Source organism: Geobacillus sp. 46C-IIa, assembly GCF_014679505.1.
In the GTDB taxonomy this organism is placed as follows: Bacteria; Bacillota; Bacilli; order Bacillales; family Anoxybacillaceae; genus Geobacillus.
Genome location: NZ_CP061474.1, coordinates 3062809 through 3084851, shown reverse-complemented (window position 1 = coordinate 3084851; position 22043 = coordinate 3062809). Strand labels below are relative to the sequence as shown.

The 22043-nt window shown below is 51.9% G+C and carries 20 protein-coding genes, 2 pseudogenes and 1 CRISPR repeat array; of the genes and pseudogenes, 15 read left to right on the top strand and 7 right to left on the bottom strand.

Annotation, left to right across the window (positions count from 1 at the left end):
- Window positions 1–243 precede the first annotated feature (243 nt).
- The 5 genes from IC803_RS18565 to IC803_RS15480 all read left to right on the top strand — a co-directional run bounded on the left by IC803_RS18565 (window position 244) and on the right by IC803_RS15480 (window position 3395).
- Window positions 244–396 (top strand): transposase, encoded by a 153-nt coding sequence (locus IC803_RS18565; RefSeq protein WP_369826967.1) that lies wholly within the window; start codon window positions 244–246, stop codon window positions 394–396.
- Between the two features lie 68 nt (window positions 397–464).
- Window positions 465–635, top strand: coding sequence for a DDE-type integrase/transposase/recombinase (locus tag IC803_RS18560; protein ID WP_370543800.1), 171 nt, complete (start codon window positions 465–467; stop codon window positions 633–635).
- 93 nt (window positions 636–728) lie between these two features.
- Complete coding sequence (locus IC803_RS18555) at window positions 729–896, top strand: IS3 family transposase (RefSeq protein ID WP_370543799.1); 168 nt, start codon at window positions 729–731, stop codon at window positions 894–896.
- A gap of 90 nt (window positions 897–986) precedes the next feature.
- Complete coding sequence (gene cas6 / locus IC803_RS15485) at window positions 987–1733, top strand: CRISPR-associated endoribonuclease Cas6 (protein WP_081209834.1); 747 nt, start codon at window positions 987–989, stop codon at window positions 1731–1733.
- 181 nt (window positions 1734–1914) lie between these two features.
- A CRISPR array of direct repeats spans window positions 1915–2077; the repeat unit is 29 nt; unit sequence GTTTTTATCGTACCTATGAGGGATTGAAA.
- Window positions 2078–2333: 256 nt separating this feature from the next.
- On the top strand, window positions 2334–3395 hold the full coding sequence (locus tag IC803_RS15480; RefSeq protein WP_081209832.1) for a DmpA family aminopeptidase: 1062 nt from the start codon (window positions 2334–2336) through the stop codon (window positions 3393–3395).
- A 155-nt stretch (window positions 3396–3550) separates the two neighbouring features.
- Here IC803_RS15480 and IC803_RS15475 read toward each other — a convergent pair whose 3' ends face one another.
- From IC803_RS15475 to IC803_RS15465, 3 genes are all read right to left on the bottom strand, one after another.
- Window positions 3551–4789, bottom strand: a complete 1239-nt coding sequence (locus IC803_RS15475) for an MFS transporter (protein WP_081209830.1) — start codon at window positions 4787–4789, stop codon at window positions 3551–3553.
- 163 nt (window positions 4790–4952) lie between these two features.
- Window positions 4953–5606, bottom strand: a complete 654-nt coding sequence (locus IC803_RS15470; protein WP_081209828.1) for a PspA/IM30 family protein — start codon at window positions 5604–5606, stop codon at window positions 4953–4955.
- A complete protein-coding gene (locus IC803_RS15465; protein WP_081209826.1) occupies window positions 5566–6090 on the bottom strand; it encodes a hypothetical protein in 525 nt (174 codons plus the stop codon). The genes IC803_RS15470 and IC803_RS15465 overlap by 41 nt, the downstream gene beginning before the upstream one ends.
- Window positions 6091–6354: 264 nt before the next feature.
- Here IC803_RS15465 and IC803_RS15460 point away from each other — a divergent pair, with 264 nt between their 5' ends.
- Entirely contained in the window at window positions 6355–6693 is a 339-nt protein-coding gene (locus IC803_RS15460) for a hypothetical protein (protein ID WP_081209824.1), read from the top strand.
- Here IC803_RS15460 and IC803_RS15455 read toward each other — a convergent pair.
- Together IC803_RS15455 and IC803_RS15450 are read right to left on the bottom strand one after the other, a co-directional pair.
- Window positions 6690–8063: a sensor histidine kinase gene (locus IC803_RS15455; protein ID WP_081209822.1), complete on the bottom strand. Its 1374-nt coding sequence runs from the start codon at window positions 8061–8063 to the stop codon at window positions 6690–6692. The genes IC803_RS15460 and IC803_RS15455 overlap by 4 nt on opposite strands.
- Window positions 8044–8715, bottom strand: coding sequence for a response regulator transcription factor (locus IC803_RS15450; RefSeq protein WP_081209820.1), 672 nt, complete (start codon window positions 8713–8715; stop codon window positions 8044–8046). The genes IC803_RS15455 and IC803_RS15450 overlap by 20 nt, the downstream gene beginning before the upstream one ends.
- Window positions 8716–9077: 362 nt before the next feature.
- On the opposite strand from IC803_RS15450, the gene IC803_RS15445 reads away from it, so the two are divergent.
- The 3 genes from IC803_RS15445 to IC803_RS15435 all read left to right on the top strand — a co-directional run bounded on the left by IC803_RS15445 (window position 9078) and on the right by IC803_RS15435 (window position 11395).
- Complete coding sequence (locus tag IC803_RS15445; protein WP_081209818.1) at window positions 9078–10283, top strand: S1C family serine protease; 1206 nt, start codon at window positions 9078–9080, stop codon at window positions 10281–10283.
- Window positions 10284–10796: 513 nt separating this feature from the next.
- Window positions 10797–11117, top strand: coding sequence for a hypothetical protein (locus IC803_RS15440; protein ID WP_223811991.1), 321 nt, complete (start codon window positions 10797–10799; stop codon window positions 11115–11117).
- Window positions 11075–11395 carry an Mpo1-like protein gene (locus tag IC803_RS15435; RefSeq protein ID WP_081209816.1) on the top strand — a complete coding sequence of 107 codons (321 nt, stop codon included), beginning with the start codon at window positions 11075–11077 and terminating at the stop codon, window positions 11393–11395. Before IC803_RS15440 ends, IC803_RS15435 begins: the two co-directional genes overlap by 43 nt.
- Window positions 11396–11536: 141 nt before the next feature.
- Here IC803_RS15435 and IC803_RS18270 read toward each other — a convergent pair.
- Window positions 11537–12111, bottom strand: a pseudogene (locus tag IC803_RS18270) (DUF4351 domain-containing protein); the annotation flags it as partial.
- A 100-nt stretch (window positions 12112–12211) separates the two neighbouring features.
- Between IC803_RS18270 and IC803_RS15430 the strand changes: the two are divergent.
- From IC803_RS15430 to IC803_RS15410, 5 genes and pseudogenes are all read left to right on the top strand, one after another.
- Window positions 12212–12751 (top strand): NfeD family membrane protein, encoded by a 540-nt coding sequence (locus tag IC803_RS15430; protein ID WP_081209814.1) that lies wholly within the window; start codon window positions 12212–12214, stop codon window positions 12749–12751.
- Between the two features lie 21 nt (window positions 12752–12772).
- Window positions 12773–14287, top strand: coding sequence for a flotillin lipid rafts scaffold protein FloT (locus IC803_RS15425; protein WP_081209812.1), 1515 nt, complete (start codon window positions 12773–12775; stop codon window positions 14285–14287).
- A 154-nt stretch (window positions 14288–14441) separates the two neighbouring features.
- Window positions 14442–15362, top strand: a complete 921-nt coding sequence (locus IC803_RS15420) for a diacylglycerol kinase (RefSeq protein WP_081209810.1) — start codon at window positions 14442–14444, stop codon at window positions 15360–15362.
- Between the two features lie 74 nt (window positions 15363–15436).
- On the top strand, window positions 15437–16810 hold the full coding sequence (rlmD, locus tag IC803_RS15415; protein WP_081209808.1) for a 23S rRNA (uracil(1939)-C(5))-methyltransferase RlmD: 1374 nt from the start codon (window positions 15437–15439) through the stop codon (window positions 16808–16810).
- Between the two features lie 176 nt (window positions 16811–16986).
- Window positions 16987–17688 (top strand): annotated as a pseudogene (locus IC803_RS15410) (DUF4351 domain-containing protein); the annotation flags it as partial.
- Between the two features lie 1158 nt (window positions 17689–18846).
- Here the strand turns inward: IC803_RS15410 and sstT are convergent.
- Window positions 18847–20079, bottom strand: coding sequence for a serine/threonine transporter SstT (sstT, locus tag IC803_RS15405; RefSeq protein WP_081209804.1), 1233 nt, complete (start codon window positions 20077–20079; stop codon window positions 18847–18849).
- Between the two features lie 272 nt (window positions 20080–20351).
- Here sstT and rlmD (IC803_RS15400) point away from each other — a divergent pair, with 272 nt between their 5' ends.
- Window positions 20352–21740 (top strand): 23S rRNA (uracil(1939)-C(5))-methyltransferase RlmD, encoded by a 1389-nt coding sequence (gene rlmD, locus IC803_RS15400; protein WP_081209802.1) that lies wholly within the window; start codon window positions 20352–20354, stop codon window positions 21738–21740.
- The last annotated feature ends 303 nt before the right edge of the window (window positions 21741–22043 follow it).

The window sequence follows — 22043 nt, the reverse complement described above, 5'->3', positions numbered from 1 at the left end:
CTTAGGCAGAAAGCCCTTATCATAGTAACCCTGAGATCATTGCTGTGGTATGATCCTATTACTATAATAATGGGTAAATTCGGAAAATGCAAGCGCTTTTTTCATGTATTCCTTAAAATCGGTGCATTTGAGTAAAATCATGTTTGAAGGAAAAAGAGAAACGTCCCGTGGTGCTAGACTAAAAAGTGGACACGGAGAATCGAGATTGCGAAAATAAAATCAAATGGATTCGAGGTGTCCAAAATGGGTAAATCGTACGACAAGGAATTCAAATTACAAACCATTCGAATGATTCTGGAAGAAGGCAAGCCGGTGGCACAGGTCGCCCGGGAACTGGGAATCAACGACAATACCTTGTACCGCTGGATGGCGGAGTACAAGCAGAGCGGGCAGTAAGCTTTTCCAGGCAGTGGGAAACTGAAGTCCGATGACCAAGTGATCCGCGACATGAAGGCTGGCTATATTTGGCGAGCATTATGGATCTATGTACGCGTAAAATCGTCGGTTTCCATATGGACGAGCGGATGACGAAGGAACTGGTCATCCAAGCGCTGGATCAAACCTACCACCTCCAACGACCGCGCGGTGAAGTGTTGCATCATTCCGATCGCGGCAAGCCAATATGCGTCGCATGAATACTAGGCGCGTTTGAGAAAATACGGCATGACCAGCAGTATGAGCCGCAAGGCAATTGCTACGATAATGCCTGTATCGAATCTTTTCATAGCGTGTTGAAGAAGGAACTGATTTACCTGGAAAAATTCCAGACGCGTGAACAGGCGAAAAAGCGCATTTTTGAATATGTCACTTGTTTCTACAACGGGAAACGGATTCACTCTGCGATTGGGTACTTGACGCCCAATCAATACGAACGTATGTATCGTATTTCTGCGTAATTCTCTCAATTTTTTGTGTCCATTCTATTGACAGAGATCCAATTCATTCTATAAGTCAAATGGTATACACTAAGGAAGGCAGGAAAAAACGTGAGATTGACAGTGACCATGAGCGGACGGCAAGGGACGGTTTCCTTGCCGTTGCATTATCAGCATTTGTTGCAAGGATTATTGTACCGTTCGTTAGAAAATGAACAATTAGCCGCGTTTTTGCATGACAGGGGATTCCGTCACGGGAAACGTTCATTTAAACTGTTTGCCTTTAGCCGTTTATTTGGAACGCATCAAGTGGATCGAGAAAGGAAAACAATTCATTTTTTGGGGAATTTCCAATGGCATATCGATACCGCTCTTCCAGAGCTGACTCAACAACTTGGGCAGAGATTCTTGCTGCAAAGGGAGATTGAGCTTTACGGACAGTTGATTGAAGTGAAAAGTGTCAGAATGCAGAGCGTTGACATACGGGAGCATGAAATTGACGTTGTCATGCTTTCTCCACTGACCGTATACAGCACATATGAGACGATGGATGGGAGAAAGAAAACGCAATTTTTTGATCCTGATGATGAGGTATTCCCCCACTTGATTGAATTGAATTTCTGTCACAAATATGCAGCGTACTATGGTGTTCCGCCAGCGGAACGATTATCGATTCAACCGATCTATGTTCATCGGCGTCATCGTGTGGTCACACTATTCAAGGACATGTATATTACAGGCTGGATGGGACATTATCGCCTTTGTTCTTCGCCAGAACAGTTGACATTTTTGTACCACGTCGGTCTTGGCAGTCGAAATTCACAAGGGTTTGGAATGTTTCGCCTCGCAAGTGGATAAACCAGCCGCAAGATTGTCGTCGACCTCCAATCCTGCAAAAACCCCGGGGGATCGACGACAATAGTTTTTGGCGGCTCAGACTTACAGCCATCGAGGTTGAAGGTTATTGACAGAATTTTTGGAACTTGGTATACTGAAAACAGTGCTAGAGCGAAATGCTTGATACAACAAGCATTTTTGGGGTTTTTATCGTACCTATGAGGGATTGAAATACGGTGACAATGAGTGGGCGGCAAGCTCCAGTTTCGTTTTTATCGTACCTATGAGGGATTGAAATTGTATTGGATTGGGATGAAAATGATCAACATGTCGAAGGTTTTTATCGTACCTATGAGGGATTGAAACTTTGAAATAAAAGAATCATTCGAACCGGATGAGTAGGTACAGACTGTTGGGTTGCAGCCAAACCAAAAAAATGATGATGTCGATTCAACAAAGATATGGAAAAAATATTTGGGAATTTATCATCTCCCGCCGAGGAGACCCCCACTTCCACGCGTGAGCGTAGGTGGGAGAGCGTTCAATGTCCAAGCTTATGGTTCGTTTGGAGTTGTTTCCATCAGTTGGCTTTACATCATTCGGAAGTAAACGGAGGTTGCAATGCGCTCTAAACTTCGCGATCTCGGGTTTTCCATCGGCACGCTTCCAGTGGGGAAGCGGAATCAAATCACGGATGTGGCTGGGGTAAAGGTTGGGCATGCGACCATTCGGGAGGAACTGGATGAACGGACGGTGATCCGCACTGGGGTGACGGCGGTGTTGCCGCATGGGGGCAATTGGTTTTTGGAAAAGGTGCCCGCGGCTTGTTTTGTTTTGAACGGTTTTGGGAAAACGGTCGGGTTGGTGCAAGTCGAGGAGCTGGGGACGATCGAGTCACCGATTATGTTGACGAATACGTTCAGCGTCGGGACGGTTTGGCAAGGGACGCTCGAGCATATGCTTGCGATGACGCCGGAGATTGGGGATGCGACCGGGTCGGTCAACATCGTGGTCGGGGAATGCAATGACAGCTATTTGAACACGGCGCGGGCGCTTTCGGTGACGAAGGCGCATGCGAAACAGGCGATTGCCGAGGCGCGGGTGGAGATGGAAGAAGGAGCGGTCGGCGCGGGGACGGGCATGATGTGCTTTGGCTGGAAAGGGGGCGTGGGCAGTTCATCGCGGATCGCGGGCGGGACGTATACGGTCGGGGCGCTGGTCGTGAGCAATTTTGGGCGGCGTGGGGAGCTGCGGTTCGTGCCGTATGTGCCGCCGTCGTTTGATGAGCGGGACGTGCCGCCTGGATCGATTATGATGATTGTCGCGACCGATGCGCCGCTTGATGCGCGGCAGCTGAAGCGGTTGGCGCGAAGGGCGGCGGTGGGGCTCGGGCGGACGGGAAGCCATGTCCATCACGGGAGCGGCGATATCGTCATTGCCTTTTCCACCGCTTATACGATCCCCCACTTTTCTGACTCTGTTCTTCAACCCGTCCCTCCGCTCGTCCACGATGATGCGCCGCTGATGAATGAACTGTTTCAAGCCGCGATCGAGGCGACGGAAGAAGCGATTTGGAATGCGCTCACGACGGCGGAGACGACGACCGGACGAAACGGACGCGTCGGGGAAGCGATTCCGTATTCGTTGCTTCAGCGGGGGAATAAAGGGCTGATCCTTGGATGAAACGATGAGAGACGATTGCTTGATACGCATGTAAGAGAAGGTGTCCACTTTTTGCGGACACCTTCTTCGTGTTCGATTCCGATAGGGGGCTTCGTTTCGATATAGCGCTTCTAGCTGAGCGAGGCGTCCATCTCAGTTTGATGGCGACAGGGCGCTTAGTGCCGACTATGAAGGCGATGCGTCCATGCAGCGAGTTTTTCTTTCATCCCTTCGCGCCCCGGGGTGGACGAACGGCGGTGGGCGTAGCCGACCAAGGCGCCGGTGGCGATCAACAAGAGACCGGACAAGGCGAAAATCGAAGCGATGGAAAACAGGCCGGCGATGGCGCCCGCGGCCGTCGGGCCGGTCAAATTGCCGAGGAAGCGGGAGCTTGCCGTGACGCCGAACACCCTTCCTTGAATGCGGCGCGGGCTTTGCGCGTTGATGAGCGCCTGAAGGGCAGGCCATACGCCGCCGACGACAAGCCCCTGCAAGAAGCGCCAGACGTACAGCTCGTAAAGATGGTCCGTCCATACTTGCGGCAAGGCGAACAGGCCGGATAACACAAGCAAAACCGGCAATGTCTTCTCTTGCCCGATTCGGTCGCCGAGCTTTCCTAAATACGGTGCGCCGATGATCGTGGCGATCCCTGTGATCGAGGAGGCCAGCCCTGATAAAAACGCGAGATTGCTAGAATGGCCGACCAACGATTGGACGAAAATCGTCATCATCGAATTGACGCCGAGAACGGCGATTTGCACGAGAAACGTGGCGACAAACAAGAGGATGAGCGGCCGGTGTTCGAACACGTCTTTGAAGCTCGCCTTGTTTTCTCTTGTCTGCGGCACGACCGGATCTTTTTCGAGCCAAAAGATCACAGGCAAGAGCGTAAGCAAAATGCACAGCCCGGTCACTAAAAACACCGGGCGGAAGCCGAATAGGTCGGACAAAGCGCCGCCGATGAGCGGCCCGATAATGTTTCCGGCGATGCTTCCCGTCTGCAGCGTCCCGAGCGCCTCGCCGCTATGGTCTTTCGGGGCGACGCGGGCCAAATAGGAAAACGAGACGGTGATGAATCCGGAGAAAAAGCCGACAAGAAGCCGAAGCACAAGCAGCGCCATTGGCGAATGGGCGAACGCCATGCAGGCGGTGAGGAGCCCCATGCCGACCCCCGCGCGGATGAGGTTCGCGCGCTGGCCATATTGATCCGCAAATATTCCCCAAATCGGCGCCATGATGGCCGCCGATAAGAAGGTGGCGGAAAAGACAAGCCCAGTCCACATGCTTAAGGCATGGTGCTCGGTGACCCCCATTTGCCATAAGAAGAGCGATAAAAAGGGAACGACCATCGTCATCCCGGCCGAAACCATAAAATTGCACAGCCATAAAATGCGGACGCTTCGCTTCCAGTCCATGTGAGGTCATCTCCTGAATTATTTCGTTTCTCTAATGATTTTACCACGATGGAAAAATGAAGGAAATGATTTTGCTCATCCATGAAGCTAGAGCGGAAGAAACCAATCCCCCTTGCCTGCGGGGCAAGGGGGTCATCTATGTCAAAAGGGGGGAGGGGGGACATTAGGCGTTATGGGCTTGAGCGTCTTTCCATTTCGCCAGTTCGCGTTCCACTTCTTCCTCAAACGGCACAGGGGACAACACGGCGTTCGTTCCGAACCGAGCGGCGGCCGCCTCCGCTTCCAGCGCGATGACGCGCTCTTCCATGCGGGCGAACCCGCGGAGCGCTTCGTCGGCGGAAAAGGAAGCGAGCGCCGAGTCGATTTGTTTCAACGCTTGCGCGGCATTGACGCGAGCAGCGAGTTCCAGCTGCTTGGCGGAAAGTTCGTCGTACCGCTCGCGCAGTTGGTTGAGCCGATTGGCGACTTCCGCCGTTTTCGCTTTGATGGCGTTGTATTGTTGTTTGTATGCCTCAAGTTTTTTCTCATACAGCAGCTTGTCGCGCAACGCGAGTTTGGCGACGGCTTCTTCGTTGCGCTCAAGCGCCAGTTTCACCTGGCGGCTTCGCTTTTCAATGGTCGCTTCCGCTTGGGTGATGAGCGTTTCATAGCGCCGCTCGGCGACCCATTGCTGGGCGAGCGCTTGGCGCCCTTGTTCGAGCTGCTGTTCGAGTTCGCGCAAATATTGTTTCGTCATGACGACGGGGTCTTCCCAGCGGTCGATTTGTTCGTTCACTTCAGCGAGAACGATTGTCTTGATTCGGCGAAAAATACCCATGTTGGTTGGCCTCCTTTTGAATTGTTTTTTCCCATTCATCGAGCCAATCGGCGGAAACGGAAGGCGGTGACGGCGCCCACGCTTCAGCGATGGACGGTTTGCGCCCTTGGCGCCGCCCTAAGGCATATACAGCAGCCAGTGCGAGCAAAATCAGCACCCATTTTGGCAGCAGCGCCGCAATCCCTAAAGCGGCGAGCGCCCAACCGATCCAGCGCTTCGACCGCGCCGCGGCGAGCCACAATGCCCCCGCGCCGACAAGCAAGAGCGGGAGGAGCCACTGCATGAACAAAATCGGCATCATCCAGCCCCCGCGCCGTTCCATGATGAACTCCCGATGGCGATGTTCGACTCCGCCGTACATGCCGTCAAACGGCGCGACTGGACGGCCGTGCGCCATCACTTCGTGCGGGGCGAAAAGATGGAACAGACTGACTCCCGCCAAGACGACAAGGGCGAGCAGAAAAAACGCTCGAGCTTTCTTCAATCTTGTCACCTCCTTGTGTAGTGGTGGACTGGCTTACGGTTTGTATTGTAGAAAGGAAAGGAGAAAATGAGGTGAAAAGCGAACATTTTTTGAAGGGCTGTTGAACATATCATCCATTAGAGGATCCGCCGCAAGATGGACGGTGATTTTCGCTTGACATTGTGGGTGAGGAAAGAAAGACGTGGTTGGGTCGTATCGGTTTGATGTTGGCGGCGCTTTGTTTGTGTTCTTGTTTTCGAAATCCGCGATGCCGGCGGTTTGGTCATGCCCTATGTCAATGCCATCGTGGCTGCGTCGATTTATCATTTCCCGGCAGAAGACTCTCTCTTCAAGGAACGAGAAGAGCGCAGCCCAGTGGGCAAGTGGGAGATGAATGCGGGCAGGAGACAGCCTAAGATGGCTTTTTTAGATATTCCACTTGTTGCATCGTCTAACACAGGGCAACGTTCGTTTTTCGAAAAAATGCTGGGGTGTGAGAAAACAGCCGGTCATGTAGCCGTCATAATCAGAAGGCGCCCTGATCTGCTCGGGGCGCCTTCTGATTTCAAGCGGAAAGAAGACGCGCCTTGCCGCCTGCCACTCGCAGTGCGCTGCAAAGCCTAAGCAGGCAGGCGGACGAGAAACTCCGTCCCTTGGCCGAGTTGGCTTTGGACATGGATCGTGCCGCCGTGGGCCTCGACGATCCACTTGGCGATTGACAGGCCGAGGCCGTGGCCCCCTTGTTGGCGTGATCGCGCTTTGTCGACGCGGTAAAAACGGTCGAAAATGCGGCCGATGTCTTCAGGCGGGATGCCGATGCCGGTGTCCTTGACGGAAAGGACGAACTGTTTCGGCTCGGTGCGGATTGACAGCGTCACTTCGCCGCCTTCGGGGGTGTATTTAATCGCGTTGTCGAGCAAAATGTACAACAGCTGCGTCAATTTGTCTGGGTCGGCGGTGACGATTGCTGGCTCGGGAGCGTGAAGCTGCATCTTGATCTGTTTTTTTGCCCCGAGTTCCGACAGGAGTTGGAACGTGCGCTCGGCGTGCGGACGGAAATCGAACGTCTGTTTCGCCAGTTCCAGTGCGGCATGCTTTGCATCGGCGCGGGCGAGCGTCAACAGGTCGTTCATCAGTTTCGTGATTCGCTTCAGCTCCTCACGCAAGCGGTCGAGCAAGCGGCGGGCAAAGTCGTTTTTCATGACGTCCTCTTCCAACGTGAGCGCCTCAACAGACGAAAAGACGACGCTAAGCGGCGTCCGCAATTCGTGCGAAGCATCGGCGACGAACTGGCGCTGCCGCTCGTACGCCTCTTCAATCGGCGCAATCGCGCGCTTGGACATAAAAAAGCTGAGCGCGACGCCGACGGCGAGAAACAACACCGCCAAGCCGATGAGCACGACAAGCAGCCAATGGAACACCGCAAAAAACGACGTGACATCCATGCCGATGTACAGCACGCCCGCAAAATCGCCGTGGATGACGAGCGGGCGGGCGGCGGCGAGCACGCGCCAGTCGCGCGACGCCTCGCGCGCCAGGCCGGGCATGTGTTCCGGCAGCGATACGTTCATATAGACGGGGGTGCGTTCATTCATCTTGAAATGGGATAACGCGTTCAAAAAATACGGGCGCAGGCGCGGATGAACTTCATCTCCAGCAAGCAGCTCGCCGTTCGAGCCGATCACGTAAAAGAAAAGTTGATCTTCACTAAGCAGGACGACGCTTTCATCATTAAACAAGTCAAAATCGCTCTGCTTCAGTAAAAACTGCTCGATCGTATTCGCCTCTTGCTCGGCGAGGCGGGTGATGCGCCGCTCTTGATCAGACGTGGTGATCCAGTAAAACAGTGCAGCGGCGATCATGATAAACAAGGCGAGAAACAAGGTGAAAATGCCGCTGTAAAGCGCTGTGAGCCGCCAATGGGCGCGGCGGAACAAGTCGGCGCTTCCTAAGCGGCGCAGCCAGCCGCGCCATTCATTCCATCGATTTATCAATTTTATATCCCACCCCGCGCACCGTTTGAATGACATCATCTTTCAGTTTTTTACGGAGCAATTTGATCGTCGCGTCAATCGTTTTCATCGACACATCCGCATCCCAGCCCCAGACGCGGTCCAAAATCGTCTCCCGCGGAACGACTTGGCCTTGGTTTTGCACGAGCAGGTCAAGGAGCTGAAACTCGCGCGGGGTGAGGAAAATTTCCTCATCGCCGCGGTAGAGCGTATGGCTTGTCCGGTTCAACGTGAAGCTGTGGAACGTCACGGTTTCCTCTTGAAGCGGGACGAACGTCCGCCGCGCGAGGGCTTTTAAGCGCGCGACGAGCTCATCGATTTCAAACGGTTTGACCAAGTAATCGTCCGCCCCCGCCTCAAGTCCGGTGACGCGGTCTTGCACAGCGTCTTTGGCCGTCAACATCAAAATCGCGCCCGTATAGCCGTTTTGCCTCAACCGGCGGCAAATGTCCACCCCATCGCCGTTTGGAAGCATCCAATCGAGCACGACGACGTCGTAAAACTCCGCCATCGCGTAATCGTATGCGTCTTCGCCCTCTTGAACCCAATCGATATGGTCGATTCCTTTCTTTTTTAATAAGTGCACAATCAATTCCCCTAAATGGAGATCATCTTCCGCCAGCAACACTTTCATGGCCGTTCCCCCTGTTTTTCATCATTATTTTTATCATAGCAAATCCGCGTGAAAAAAAGGTGAAAATCGAAAGGACAAAGGAAAGCCGAGCCGACGAGATTGTTTTTTTCACCGTTTTTTCACTTTCCTTGGCTATGATGATAGACGAAGAGGAAAAGGGAGGAACAGAAGATGCGGCTCATCTATAGTATGACGCAGGCAGGAAAGCGTCGGACTAGATGGTCTTCCTTATCTGCGCGGCCGGTGGACGTCGGAGATGTGGTTGTGTTTCATCCGCCTTTTCGCTGTTTTGCGAGCATGCGCCCGAAGCGGTCTTATGCTTGGATATCAATGAAGATGTATCATAAGGGAGGAGATGACCTATGGACATGACGCCATTTGAACCAACGCCCGCTCCACAACCGAAACGGCGCGGCCGCTTTCTGTCATGGCTGGCCGCTTCCGTCGCGGGGGCGGTGATCGGCAGCGCGGCGACGTGGTATGTGGCGCCAAAATGGATTCAGAGTGAAACCCATTCTCAAAACACCGCAGCCGAAACGGCAGCGAAAAGCGAAGCGCTGCCATTGCAGCCGACGGCGAACGTCAACACGAACATGATCGCCGCCATTAACAAAGTGGCTGATGCCGTCGTCGGCGTCGTCAACATCCAGAAGCAAGTCGACTTTTTCTCCGAACAAGCACAAGATACCGAAGCGGGAACGGGTTCGGGCGTCATCTTCAAAAAAGAAGGCAATGTGGCGTATATTGTGACGAACAACCATGTCATTGAAGGAGCGAACAAAGTCGAAGTGGCGCTCGCGAACGGGAAAAAAGTGAAAGCCGAGATCGTCGGAGCCGATGCGCTCACCGACCTCGCCGTCTTGAAAATTCCCGCTGATGGTGTGACGAAAGTGGCGAGCTTCGGCGACTCCTCGAAGGTGAAAATCGGCGAGCCTGTCGCGGCGATCGGCAACCCGCTCGGGCTGGATTTGTCGCGGACGGTGACGGAAGGGATCGTCAGCGGCAAACGAACGATGCCGGTGTCCACATCAGCCGGTGATTGGGAAATCGACGTCATTCAAACCGATGCGGCGATCAACCCGGGCAACAGCGGCGGCGCGCTCATCAACAGCGCGGGTCAAGTGATCGGCATCAACAGCATGAAAATCGCGGAAACAGGGGTTGAAGGGCTCGGCTTTGCGATCCCAAGCGAAAATGTCAAACCGATTGTCGAACAGCTCATGAAAGACGGGAAAATCAAACGCCCATACCTTGGCGTGCAGCTCATCGATGTCGCCGATCTGTCCGATGACGTCCGCACTGATGAACTGAAATTGCCGTCCAACGTGACATATGGTGCGGCCATCACATCGGTCGAACCGTTCTCTCCAGCCGCTGAAGCCGGACTGAAGTCGAAAGACGTCATCACGGCGATCAACGGTGAGAAAATCGACAGCGTCAGCGCCTTGCGCAAATATTTGTATACGAAAACATCGGTCGGCGACCGGATGAAAGTGACCATCTACCGCGACGGCTTTGAGACGACCGTATCGGTCGCCTTAAAAGCGAGAGAAAGCAGCCAGTCGTAAGAAGACAGCGCCTCTTTCCCACCGAATTGGTGGGAAAGAGGCGATTTTTTGTGTGGAGCGCTTGTTCATGATGCTGGAGTATAAAGCGAAATGAGACGGGTGTACGTTGATCCGTGTCGTCAGCACTTTGTATCGATTCTGCTCATATTGCGAGAGCTGGCAGGACGACGTGCAGCCGTTGCATGTCCGAGAGTGGGGGCGCCCCATGACCCGGATCATAACGCTGCTCGGAATTATTTTGAAGGAAGGGCTTCGTTTGCTGTCGTCACAAGGCAGCCGAACCATGGGACGCACGGGGACGGCTTGGCTGGCAGCCTGCCGTGGGGCGGGCGTTTCCAATAATTCCCCAACTCTAAGCGTGAGCGCAGGTGGGAGAGTGTTCGTACCCTCTAATTTTTGTGAATATATGACTATTTTTCCATTAGTAATAAATACTCTTTTTTTTTTTTTTTTTGTATTTCTAATAGAATTTTAATTGTAAATATATTGATTTAACGGAGGTGTTTGTATTTTATGAAAAAATCTTTCTTGCTCTCTCCACTTGTCGCTTTGAGCCTCATTTGCACATCGGGTGTTCCGTTGGTGTATGCTGAGTCGGGGGTGCAAGTAAATAAGGTAAAAATCCAGATGGAACAAGAAATGGACAAGAAACAGCAAGAAGAGCGTCAGGAAATCATAAATTTAATCAATGAACCTGTTGATCAAGAAGCGGTGAAGAAAGAAATAGAGTGGATGAAAAAGAATGCTCCAGACAAGTATAATCAAATTATTAGCGAAAGGGGGAGAGGGAAATGGAGTTTCGCGACTATGAAGAGTTTTGGCCGTTCTATTTGACCCAGCACCGCAAACGAGCGACGCGGTGGTGGCATTTTGCCGGGACGAGTTTTGTCTTTTTGTTCGCGATCATCGCGATCGTGACGAAGAACGCATGGTGGCTGCTTGGTGCGCCAATCGCCGCCTATGCACTCGCTTGGTTCAGCCACTTTTTTATCGAAGGAAACAAGCCTGCCACCTTTGGCCATCCGCTTTGGTCGCTACGTGCTGACTTCCGCATGTACGGGCTCATGCTGACGGGGAGGCTTGACCGCGAGCTGGAGCGGCTGGGGCTTTAGACGATCGGGCTGTCAGCCAAAATATGGATGGAAACAGCGATCAAGAGGCCTTTCTCCCTAGGGGATTTCTCAACGTTTTGGAGAGATCGAGGGACGGCAATTCGGGATGGAATGCCAGGGAGGAAGGCTTTTGCCCCTGTATTATTTCTTCAATTGTTCAATCTTTTCAAGCGGCAGCTCGGTCAGTTCATGAATCGTGTCGACATCCTATCCTTTTGCCAACATTCGTTTCGCAACATCCAGCCTTGCTTTTTCCATTCCTTTGTCGATTCCTTTCTCCATGCCTTTCTGCTCGTATGAGACGATGAGTTCCGTGACTTTGGCCGCCTTCTTTTCTCCTCCATTGTATTCACCTCATTTCGCAGTCGGATTTCTTCTTCATCCGATAACCGTAAATATGTTTCGAAAAAATCGAACAACAGACGCTGTTTTGCCTCATCGAGCTCAAGGTGGATGAGCATTCACTTTCACCTTCTCATCTTCATTATCCCCCATTTTGCTTAACAGAGCGGCGGCGACCGGGTTTGTCATGGCAGATGTACTCGCGCCACGGGAGTTTGCACCATTCGATGGTCAAAAAACGGAAATCGGGAACGTTAAAAACGGAAACTTCACAGTGAAAAAGGAAGGTTCATTACGAGTGGCGTCATAGCTGAAGATAGCGATCGGAAGAATACGGCGGCGATTTTTTGAAATAAACGGCTGAAATACAGGAAATCGAAAACAATTTGTCGAATTTTGATGATGATGGAAAAATGATGAAACCAACTGGTTCTTCGGCCGTATACATCGTTGACGAGAAAGGAGGGGAGGGAGATGTGGTTCGGTCATCCGCCTGAAGTGGTATACGGAGCGGTGCTGGTGGTCAGTGCATTGTTGACGGTTTTGTATTTTTTCTTCAGCGATGTGCTTGACGGTCTGTTCGATGTGGCCGATCATCCGCTGTTCAGCCCGCAACTCGTCTTATCGTTTTTCATTGTCGCAAGTGCGGTCGGTCTGTTGGCGGAATGGTATACGGATTGGGCGTCGCGTTGGATCGTTTGGCTGAGTTTGGGAGTGGCGCTTGTCATCGTGCTCTTATTGCACTTTTTCGTTTTTTTGCCGCTTCGGTCGGCTGAGGCGTCGCTTGGGTATACAGATGCCGAATTGGAAGGATCGCTGGCGAAGGTGATCGTGTCCGTGCCGCCGGATGGGTTTGGTGAAATTCTCATCTCCCGCAAAAGCGGTGTGGTGGCCAAAGCGGCGAAGAGCGTAAATAATGAAGCCATTCCGTCAGGGGAAGAGGTCATCATCGTGCAAATGGAAAACGGCGTCGCTGTGGTGGCGAGGCACGATCCGTATCATCTTTCCATCTAAAACAAAGAAAGGGGAACTGTCATGGTTGCGCCATGGTTGATTGTCATTGGCGTCGTCGTCTTGCTTCTCGTTGGACTCATTGCCATTTTCATCGCCCGCTATCGCACGGTCGGTCCGGACGAGGCGCTTATTGTCACAGGCAGCTACTTAGGAAGCAAAAACGTTCATGTTGACGAATCAGGAAACAAAATTAAAATCGTCCGCGGCGGCGGCACGTTTGTCGTTCCGATTTTCCAGCAGGCCGAGCCGCTCAGTTTATTGTCAATCAAGCTCGATGTGCAAACGCCGGAAGTGTATACGGAACAAGGCGTGCCCGTCATGGCGGACGGAGTGGCGATCATTAAAGTCGGGAGTTCGATCGGCGAAATCGCCACCGCAGCCGAGCAGTTTTTAGGCAAAACGCGCCAAGATATGGAAAACGAAGCGCGCGAAGTACTTGAAGGCCATCTCCGTTCCATTCTCGGGTCGATGACCGTTGAAGAAATTTACAAAAACCGCGACAAGTTTTCGCAAGAAGTGCAGCGCGTCGCCTCACAAGATCTCGCCAAAATGGGGCTTGTCATCGTCTCGTTCACGATCAAAGACGTGCGCGACAAAAACGGTTACCTTGACGCCCTCGGGAAGCCGCGCATCGCCCAAGTGAAGCGCGATGCCGATATCGCGACAGCCGAGGCGGAAAAAGAGACCCGCATCAAGCGGGCTGAGGCGGATAAGGAAGCGCGCAAGGCGGAGCTCGAGCGGCTGACGGAAATCGCCGAGGCGGAAAAAATCAACCAGCTCAAGCTCGCTGAATTCCGCCAAGAACAAGACATCGCCAAAGCGCGCGCCGACCAAGCGTACCATCTCGAAGAAGCGAAGGCGAAGCAGGAAGTCACCGCCCAACAAATGCAAATTAAAATCATCGAGCGGCAAAAACAAATTGAGTTGGAAGAAAAAGAAATTTTACGCCGCGAACGCCAGTACGATTCGGAAGTGAAGAAAAAAGCCGACGCCGAACGCTATGCGATCGAGCAAAAAGCGGCAGCGGAAAAGGCGAAACAAATCGCCGAAGCCGATGCGCAAAAATACCGCGTCGAAACGCTGGCCAAAGCAGAAGCCGAGCGCGTCCGCCTCGACGGGTTGGCGAAAGCGGAAGCGGAGAAAGCGAAAGGGGAAGCAGAAGCGGAAATTATCCGTCTGAAAGGTCTCGCCGAAGCGGAAGCGAAACAAAAAATCGCTGAAGCGTTCGAACGCTATGGCCAGGCGGCTGTGCTCGACATGATCATCAAAATGCTTCCGGAATACGCCAAACAAGTGGCGAGCCCGCTTTCGAACATCGAGAAGCTGACGATTGTCGATACTGGCTCAGGAGCGGGGGGCGGTGCCAACCGTGTCACAGGTTACGCGACTAACTTAATGGCGAGCTTGCAAGAGACGTTAAAAGCATCGACCGGCATCGACGTGAAGCAGTTGCTCGAAAATATCGCCCAAAGCGGGGCAGCGGTACAGCCAACGAACGCGCCAACAGTTTCTGAGAACGCAAAGCCCAATGAGTGATGGCGCACGGCGTCCTTGATCAAACCAAGGGCGCTTTTTTTGCGGTCCATCACGACATTCTTCGGAGTTGCGAAGAAAGTGTTGTTTCGCTATGATGTGAAATAGTGGAAGGTTCCTTTTCAAGGATGGAAAAGAGGAAGTAGGTTGATGATGAATGAAACGAGCTCGAGTGATCTATAATCCGACATCGGGGCGTGAGCTGTTTAAGCGCCATTTGCCCGATGTGCTCGTCCGATTAGAAAAGGCTGGATATGAAACGTCGTGCCACGCCACCGAAGGGCCAGGGGATGCGACGATAGCAGCGAGGCAAGCCGCCGAGAGGGAATTTGACCTCGTTGTGGCCGCAGGCGGTGATGGAACGATTAACGAAGTGGTCAACGGCATTGCGAATCAGCCGTACCGCCCGAAGCTCGGCGTGATCCCCGTTGGGACGACGAACGATTTTGCCCGCGCCATCGGTGTGCCGCGTTCGATTGAAGGGGCGTGCGAGGTGATCGCCACGGGTGAACCTGTCGCCATTGACATCGGCTCTGTCGCCAATGAAGACCAGACACGGTATTTCATCAACATCGCGGGCGGCGGACGCCTGACCGAGCTCACCTATGAAGTGCCCAGCAAGTTGAAAACGATGCTCGGCCAGTTGGCCTATTACTTAAAAGGAATCGAGATGCTTCCGTCCATTAAGGCAACAGAGGCGCAAATTGAGTATGACGGCAAATTATTTGAAGGCGAAATTATGATGTTTTTAGTCTCGCTGACCAACTCAGTTGGCGGCTTTGAAAAGCTGGCGCCTGATTCGTCGCTCAATGACGGTCTGTTTGATTTCATCATCGTTAAGAAAACGAGTTTGGCCGAATTCATTCGACTTGTCACGCTGGCGGCGCGCGGGGAGCATATCAATGACCCGCATATCATTTATACGAAAGCAAACCGGGTAAAAGTGCGCTCGCCGATGCAGCTGAACTTAGACGGCGAATTCGGCGGCATGCTTCCGGGCGAGTTTGTCAACTTATACCGCCATCTCGAAGTACTCATGCCAAAAGAAAAAGCAGAACAAGTGAGAACAGGGCCATAAGCCTGTTCTTTTCTTATGTCCTCACGCCAGAAAGGGCACGCTAAACATACAGGATGGTCAGAAAGGGGAACAACATGGCGAAACAACAAGCACCGGTCGCCAAAAACGACTACTATGACGTAACATTCACCGATTTGACTCACGACGGACTCGGCGTCGCGAAAGTGGATGGTTTTCCGCTGTTCGTGAAAAATGCGCTTCCCGGCGAGCGGGCGAACGTGAAAGTGATCAAGGTGAAAAAAGGGTACGGGTACGGCCGCCTCATCGAACTGTACGAACCGAGCCCGGACCGCGTCGAGCCGCCCTGTTCCGTCTATCATCAATGCGGCGGCTGTCAGCTGCAACACCTAAGCTACGAGGGCCAGCTGAAGGCGAAAGAAAAGCAAGTGAAAGAAGTGCTCGCCCGCATCGGCAAGCTAGAACACGTCACCGTCCATCCGGTTATCGGGATGAAGAACCCATGGCGCTACCGAAATAAGGCGCAAGTGCCCGTCGGTGAGCGCGAAGGGGGACTGGTTGCCGGATTTTACAAAGAGCGAAGTCACGAAATCATCGACATGGACGCTTGTCTCATCCAGCAGGAGAAAAACGATGTCGTCGTCCAAGCGGTGAAACGGATCGCCGAGCGTTATGGCGTCCCGCCGTACGACGAACTCACCCACCGCGGCGTGCTCCGCCATATTGTCGCCCGCTACGGTGCGGCAACAGGTGAGGTGATGGTCGTGCTTGTCACCCGCACGAACCATTTGCCGCACGAACAAGAGATCGTCCGCGACATCATCCGCGACATTCCGGGCGTGAAATCGATTGTGCAAAACATCAACCCTGAGCGGACGAACGCCATTTTCGGAGCAAAAACGCGGGTGTTATGGGGAAGTGAGTTCATCACCGACCGAATTGGCGACATCCAGTTCGCCATCTCGGCTCGTTCGTTTTATCAGGTCAACCCGGAACAGACGAAAGTGTTGTACGACAAAGCGCTTGAATACGCTGAGCTGACCGGAACGGAGACAGTCATTGACGCCTACTGCGGCATCGGTACGATCTCGCTCTTTTTAGCGAGAAAAGCGAAGCATGTCTACGGCGTCGAAATCGTCCCCGAAGCGATCGAAGACGCCAAACGCAACGCGGCGCTCAACGGGATCACGAACGCCACGTTCGCTGTCGGCGCTGCCGAAGATGTCATCCCGCGCTGGTACGAAGAAGGCATCCGTGCCGATTGTCTCGTCGTTGACCCACCGCGCAAAGGCTGTGACGCCGCACTGCTCGAGACGATCATCGCCATGAAACCACCGCGCGTCGTCTACGTCTCGTGCAACCCCGCCACCTTGGCCCGCGACTTGCGCATCTTAGAGGATGGCGGTTACGAAACGATCGAAGTCCAGCCGGTCGACATGTTTCCGCATACGGCGCATGTGGAGTGTGTGGCGAGGGTTCGGCTGAAATAAAGGCAACGGGCCGGTCCATCCGGCCTATTGTTTGTACAACAAAAGGTGTTCGGCTGTTTTGTTGCATCATGGAGACGAAAAAACGGAGAAGATGAAGAAGGAATTAGTTGGGGAGAGGAAGAATACGATATGACGAATCCTATACCGCAAGGAGGGGAAACGTGGCCAAATAGCGAATTGACCATGACCGGTTGTTCAAAGAGCTGCTGTCGACGTTTTTTGAAGAGTTTTTGCTTCTTTTCTTTCCCGACGTGTACGAGCACATCGACGTCTATCACCTTTCCTTTCTCTCCGAAGCACTGTTTACCGACATCACAGCCGGGGAGAAGCACCGTGTCGACTTGTTAGTCGAAACAAAGGGAAAAGGGGAAGACGTGCTCGTCATTGTCCATGTTAAACACCAAAGCTACATGCAGCGGACGTTCTCCGAACGAATGTTCATCTACTTCAGCCACTTGCGCCAAAAGTACCGCCGCCGCATTCTCCTGATCGCCATCTTCAGTTACGATGAACACTATGATGAACCTTCCTCATTGATGATCCAATTTCCATTCTTGACCGTTCTCGACTTTTGCTTTCTAACAATCGAATTGCGTAAACTGCCATGGCGCGGATACATTCGCCATGACAATCCCGTCGCCGCTGCCTTATTAAGCAAAATGGGGTATAATGAAGAGGAAAAAGTCGAAGTGAAAAAGGAGTTTTTGCGCATGCTCGTCCGCCTCGAACTCGATGAGGCGAAGCAACGGCTGTTGTTGGGGTTTTTTGAAACGTATTTGCAGTTGTCCGAAGAGGAGGAAGCCAAACGGCGAAACGAGGTGAGCCAGATGGAGACGAAGGGAGCGAAAAAAGTGAAGGAGCTCATTATCTCGTACGAACCCTGTGCGTGCGTAAAACTAGCATAGAAGTCAGTCAACCTTCAACATCGGCTGGCGCAAGATTTGGCAGACATAAAACTTGCTTTTCTTCCTCTTTTGTGCCGAAAACCGTATATAATGGAGATTGGAAATAACAAGGAGGTACATAGAGGCATGCTGACAGGCGAATTGCGCAATAAAGCAAATGCTAAATCATTTTTCTTTGCTTATTATAGAACGGGAGTGAGAAAACCAAGCCCTTTAGGGGGGAATGAAAGTGAGCGTTGGGCGCGGGAGAGGGTTAAGTCCCTCACATATCTCGAGCGGCCATCAAGCACGGGTTTACTTGGAACAATGGACGCATAACATTGAGTTGTCCAAGCTAACCCGGTCGATTGGAAGGCGATTTTTTCATTGTTCCATTATGTGAAAGTCGTTCTATTAGAACTGCGGGATGGCTAATCCAACGCTTACGGGGGGAGTTCGCATCTCAAGATCTACAAGGAGCATAGGATATTTTCTGGACAAGATAAGGAGTGACGAACGTGGGCATTTCTTCCGTTATCCTATTTTTGTTTGTTGTCTCAGCCATTTTGTTTGTGTATGGTTTTGTGCGAAAGAGAAAAGACATGAAATGGGCGGCGCTCTGTCTTTTCGGTGTGTCGATCGGATTAGCGTCCTTTGTTATTTTTTTAATGCGTTATATGTAAATGAAAATCAAGTCTATATTTTGGTGATATTTTACCGAGCGGAATGTAGAGGATGGAAAACCGGCCGTTTGCTTATTTTGTACGGCCGGTTTTCGATGAATATTCGTGGTTGGTTCTATCGATTTCCAAAACGATTTGCGTCAGCGCTCTGTTGATCGGCGCCACCGGTCTGCGGAGCAGTTTTTCAACATCGTTGCTTTCGGCTTTTAAGGAGCCTTTGCGGATGGTCGTGTTGGACGTTAACGAGAAACGAACGGATTCGGTCGGACAGTGTTTTTCATGATGTCGGCATGGTATCATCGTCAGCTTGTTGTGCTGGTGCGTCTTTGCCCAAGACAGCGCCGAGAGCAACTGCGAGTTCATAGGTGGCCGAAACGTTCGTAAATTGCGTTTTCATGGTCGTCTCCGGTCGGGACAACTTGAATGGCCCCGATTTCGCTTTTCAAACACCATGCGAAGGGGGATGCCATTATGCCTTGATGGCCACTTGTTTTCCTTCTTTGCGTCTTTTCGCATATTCAGCTGTTGCGGTAAAAAGGACATCCGAGGATGAGTTTAGGGCGGTTTCGCATGAATCTTGCAAAACGCCGATGATGAAACCGACCCCTACGACTTGCATGGCGATATCATTCGGGATGCCAAACAAACTGCATGCTAATGGGATAAGGAGGAGCGATCCCCCAGCGACACCGGATGCCCCCGCGGCGGCGATGGCGGAAAGAACGCTAAGAATGAGTGCGGTGCCTAAGTCAACTTCAATTTTCAACGTATGAACCGCAGCGAGCGTTAAGACGGAAATCGTCACAGCGGCGCCAGCCATATTAATCGTTGCTCCGAGCGGGATCGAAATCGAATACGTATCTTTATTGAGACCAAGTGTTTCGGATAACCGCAAGTTTACAGGAATGTTTGCGGCTGAGCTGCGTGTAAAGAACGCTGTGACCCCGCTTTCCCGAATGCATCTCCAAACGAGCGGATACGGATTTTGCCGAATGTTGAGAAAGACAATGAGTGGATTCATAACGAATGCCACAAAACACATCGTCCCAAGAAGAACAGCTAATAATTTCCCATAATCCATCAAAGCGGAAAGCCCGTTAGTGACAATGGCATCGAAAACAAGCCCCATGATCCCGATGGGGGCGAAATTGATGACCCATGTGACAATTTGCGAAATGGCGTCAGAGAAATGGGCGATGACATTTTTGGTCGTCTCCGGCGTGGTCCTTAATGCGATGCCAAGCAATACAGCCCATGTCAAAATGCCGATATAGTTCGCATTCAATAAGGCGTGAACAGGGTTATCGACAATATTAAACAGCAATGATTGAAGCACTTCCGTTATGTTGCTGGGAGGAGAAACGTCTTTAGCGCTTTCGGTTAATGATAAATGAACCGGAAAGAGAAAGCTGGCTACGACGGCAGTGAGACTGGCTAAGAACGTGCTAAACCCATATAGAATAAGAATATGTTGAATGTTTGTTTTTTGCCCGCTTTGATGCCGAGAAATGGCTGAGATCACGAGAAAGAACACCAATACAGGAGCGACCGCCTTTAGAGCGCCAACAAATAACGAACCGAAAATGGACATCCATTTTGCCGATTCCGGAACGGTAACTGCAAGTATAATCCCGATGATGATGCCGACAATGATACGTTTGACGAGGCTGACTCGATTCCATTTGGCAATGAATTGCTTCATAACGTTCCTCCTGACCATTCATGATGAGTGCATAAGAACGAATTCCACCGTACGTATACAAATGTTTTTCATTGGTGAACAATGAGTAGTTTAACATGAATATTAGTCATTGATAAATAGATTGTTATATCTGAATTATTTAACTATTAAAAGACCACGATAAATATTTGATAGGGCATCCATGGCAGGCAGTTGCTTTGTATTCGTCCGTCCATCGTGTACAATACATAAAGAGTGACAACACACCGCTCATCTTGGAAGGAGGAAAGCCGTTGACAGATCGTGCAAAACAATTATTCATTACGGACATTCATCAGTTAGATAAAAAAGGAGCCGGGCAAGCGGTCGTTTGGCACGAAGAGGAGGGAAAGAGAAAAAAGCTCAAACTCACTGTCCCATCCACGCTTCCTGGCGAAAAGGTGCGGGTGTTGATCGATCGGCCGAAACGCCGGAGGGCCAATGCTCGATTGGAAGAGGTGATCGAGGCGCATCCAGAACGGCTGGAACCGCCTTGTCCGCATTTTGACCGCTGTGGCGGCTGTGTCTGGCAGCACTGGCAATACGAAGGGCAATTGCGGCATAAAACAGAGCATGTGAAGGCGCTCTTAGAGCAGCACGGATTTGACCCGAACGCTGTGCGCGAGACGATCGGGATGGAGCATCCGTGGCATTACCGCAATAAAATGGAGTTTACGTTTTCTCCGGAGGGGTTGCTTGGGCTGCACGAGCAAGGGAATTTCCGGCAAGTAATTTCGTTGGAGACATGCCTCATCGCCGGCGAGAAGATCGTCAAAGCGGCCATGGAGGTGGCGCGTTGGGCGCGCGATCATCAGCTGCCTGGATATCACAAAGATGCGCATGAAGGGCTGCTTCGCCACCTAATGGTGCGCGAATCGTTTGCGACCGGGGAAGTCATGGTGGCGCTTTTTGCGACCGAAGCGCCGGAAGGGGAGTTGAAACAAGCAGCCGCTGACTTGGCGGAACGGATCACGGAGGCGCTTCCGGAAGTGAAAAGCTTGCTTTGGCTTGAGAACCGGGCGTGGGCGGACCGCGCTCAGGCGGAACAAACGCACGTGTTGGCTGGCCGTGATTTCATTTATGACGAATTGTGCGGGTTCCGTTACCGTCTCTGGGTTGATACGTTTTTCCAAACGAACCCGGTGCAGGCAGCCAAACTAGTCGAACTGGCGTTGGAAATGGGAGACCCGCAGCCGCATGAAAAAATGATTGACCTCTTCTGCGGGGTTGGCACGTTTTCTTTGCCGTTCGCCAAGCGGGTCAAGGCGTTAGCTGGCATTGAAATTGTGGAAACATCGATCGAATCGGCCAAACGCAACGCGAAAGACAACGGCATTGACAACACGTACTTTTTGGCGCGGGACGCCCGGCGCGGCATCGATGAGGTGCTCGAACAGTTCGGAAGACCGGAGCTGTTGCTTTTGGATCCTCCGCGTTCGGGGGCGGGCGGGAAGGTGATGCGCAAAATCGGCCGGGCTCAGCCGGAGCGGGTTGTGTATGTCTCGTGCAATCCGGAGACGTTGGCAGCTGATATGGCCGAATTGGTCCCATTTGGATATAGATTGAAAATGGTCCAGCCGGTTGATTTATTTCCGCATACCGCGCACGTTGAGTGCTGTGCGTTGCTTGTAAAATCATCATGAGGAAAAGCTCGTTCCCTTGGCGAGAGGGAATCGGGCTTTTTTATAGGGATTGACGTGTCGGTGTGTGATATTAACGATGAAGTGATTGAAAAAGCAAAAAGCCGTTTGCCGAAGCGAAAGTAGAAGATGAAGAAGCGCAGAAATTGGTGAAAAAACTGAAAACCGAGTTTATCCACAAAGAAAACCTCGGCATCACGGCCGAGGAAGGCTTTTGAGCCGCCTTTTTGCACATTCTTTCAGAAAGCCCTATCTCCTTTTCTGAAGGAATGTGCTAAGTTTTTGTGAATGATTTCGGACAGAGAT

Bases quoted from the DNA above. Each gene is read 5' to 3' on its own strand.
- IC803_RS18565 (WP_369826967.1), top strand. From the start codon at position 244: ATGGGTAAATCGTACGACAAGGAATTCAAATTACAAACCATTCGAATG.
- IC803_RS15480 (WP_081209832.1), top strand. From the start codon at position 2,334: ATGCGCTCTAAACTTCGCGATCTCGGGTTTTCCATCGGCACGCTTCCA.
- IC803_RS15475 (WP_081209830.1), bottom strand. From the start codon at position 4,789: ATGGACTGGAAGCGAAGCGTCCGCATTTTATGGCTGTGCAATTTTATG.
- IC803_RS15470 (WP_081209828.1), bottom strand. From the start codon at position 5,606: ATGGGTATTTTTCGCCGAATCAAGACAATCGTTCTCGCTGAAGTGAAC.
- IC803_RS15460 (WP_081209824.1), top strand. From the start codon at position 6,355: ATGCCCTATGTCAATGCCATCGTGGCTGCGTCGATTTATCATTTCCCG.
- IC803_RS15450 (WP_081209820.1), bottom strand. From the start codon at position 8,715: ATGAAAGTGTTGCTGGCGGAAGATGATCTCCATTTAGGGGAATTGATT.
- IC803_RS15445 (WP_081209818.1), top strand. From the start codon at position 9,078: ATGGACATGACGCCATTTGAACCAACGCCCGCTCCACAACCGAAACGG.
- IC803_RS15440 (WP_223811991.1), top strand. From the start codon at position 10,797: ATGAAAAAATCTTTCTTGCTCTCTCCACTTGTCGCTTTGAGCCTCATT.
- IC803_RS15435 (WP_081209816.1), top strand. From the start codon at position 11,075: ATGGAGTTTCGCGACTATGAAGAGTTTTGGCCGTTCTATTTGACCCAG.
- IC803_RS15430 (WP_081209814.1), top strand. From the start codon at position 12,212: ATGTGGTTCGGTCATCCGCCTGAAGTGGTATACGGAGCGGTGCTGGTG.
- IC803_RS15425 (WP_081209812.1), top strand. From the start codon at position 12,773: ATGGTTGCGCCATGGTTGATTGTCATTGGCGTCGTCGTCTTGCTTCTC.
- IC803_RS15420 (WP_081209810.1), top strand. From the start codon at position 14,442: ATGAAACGAGCTCGAGTGATCTATAATCCGACATCGGGGCGTGAGCTG.
- rlmD (WP_081209808.1), top strand. From the start codon at position 15,437: ATGGCGAAACAACAAGCACCGGTCGCCAAAAACGACTACTATGACGTA.
- sstT (WP_081209804.1), bottom strand. From the start codon at position 20,079: ATGAAGCAATTCATTGCCAAATGGAATCGAGTCAGCCTCGTCAAACGT.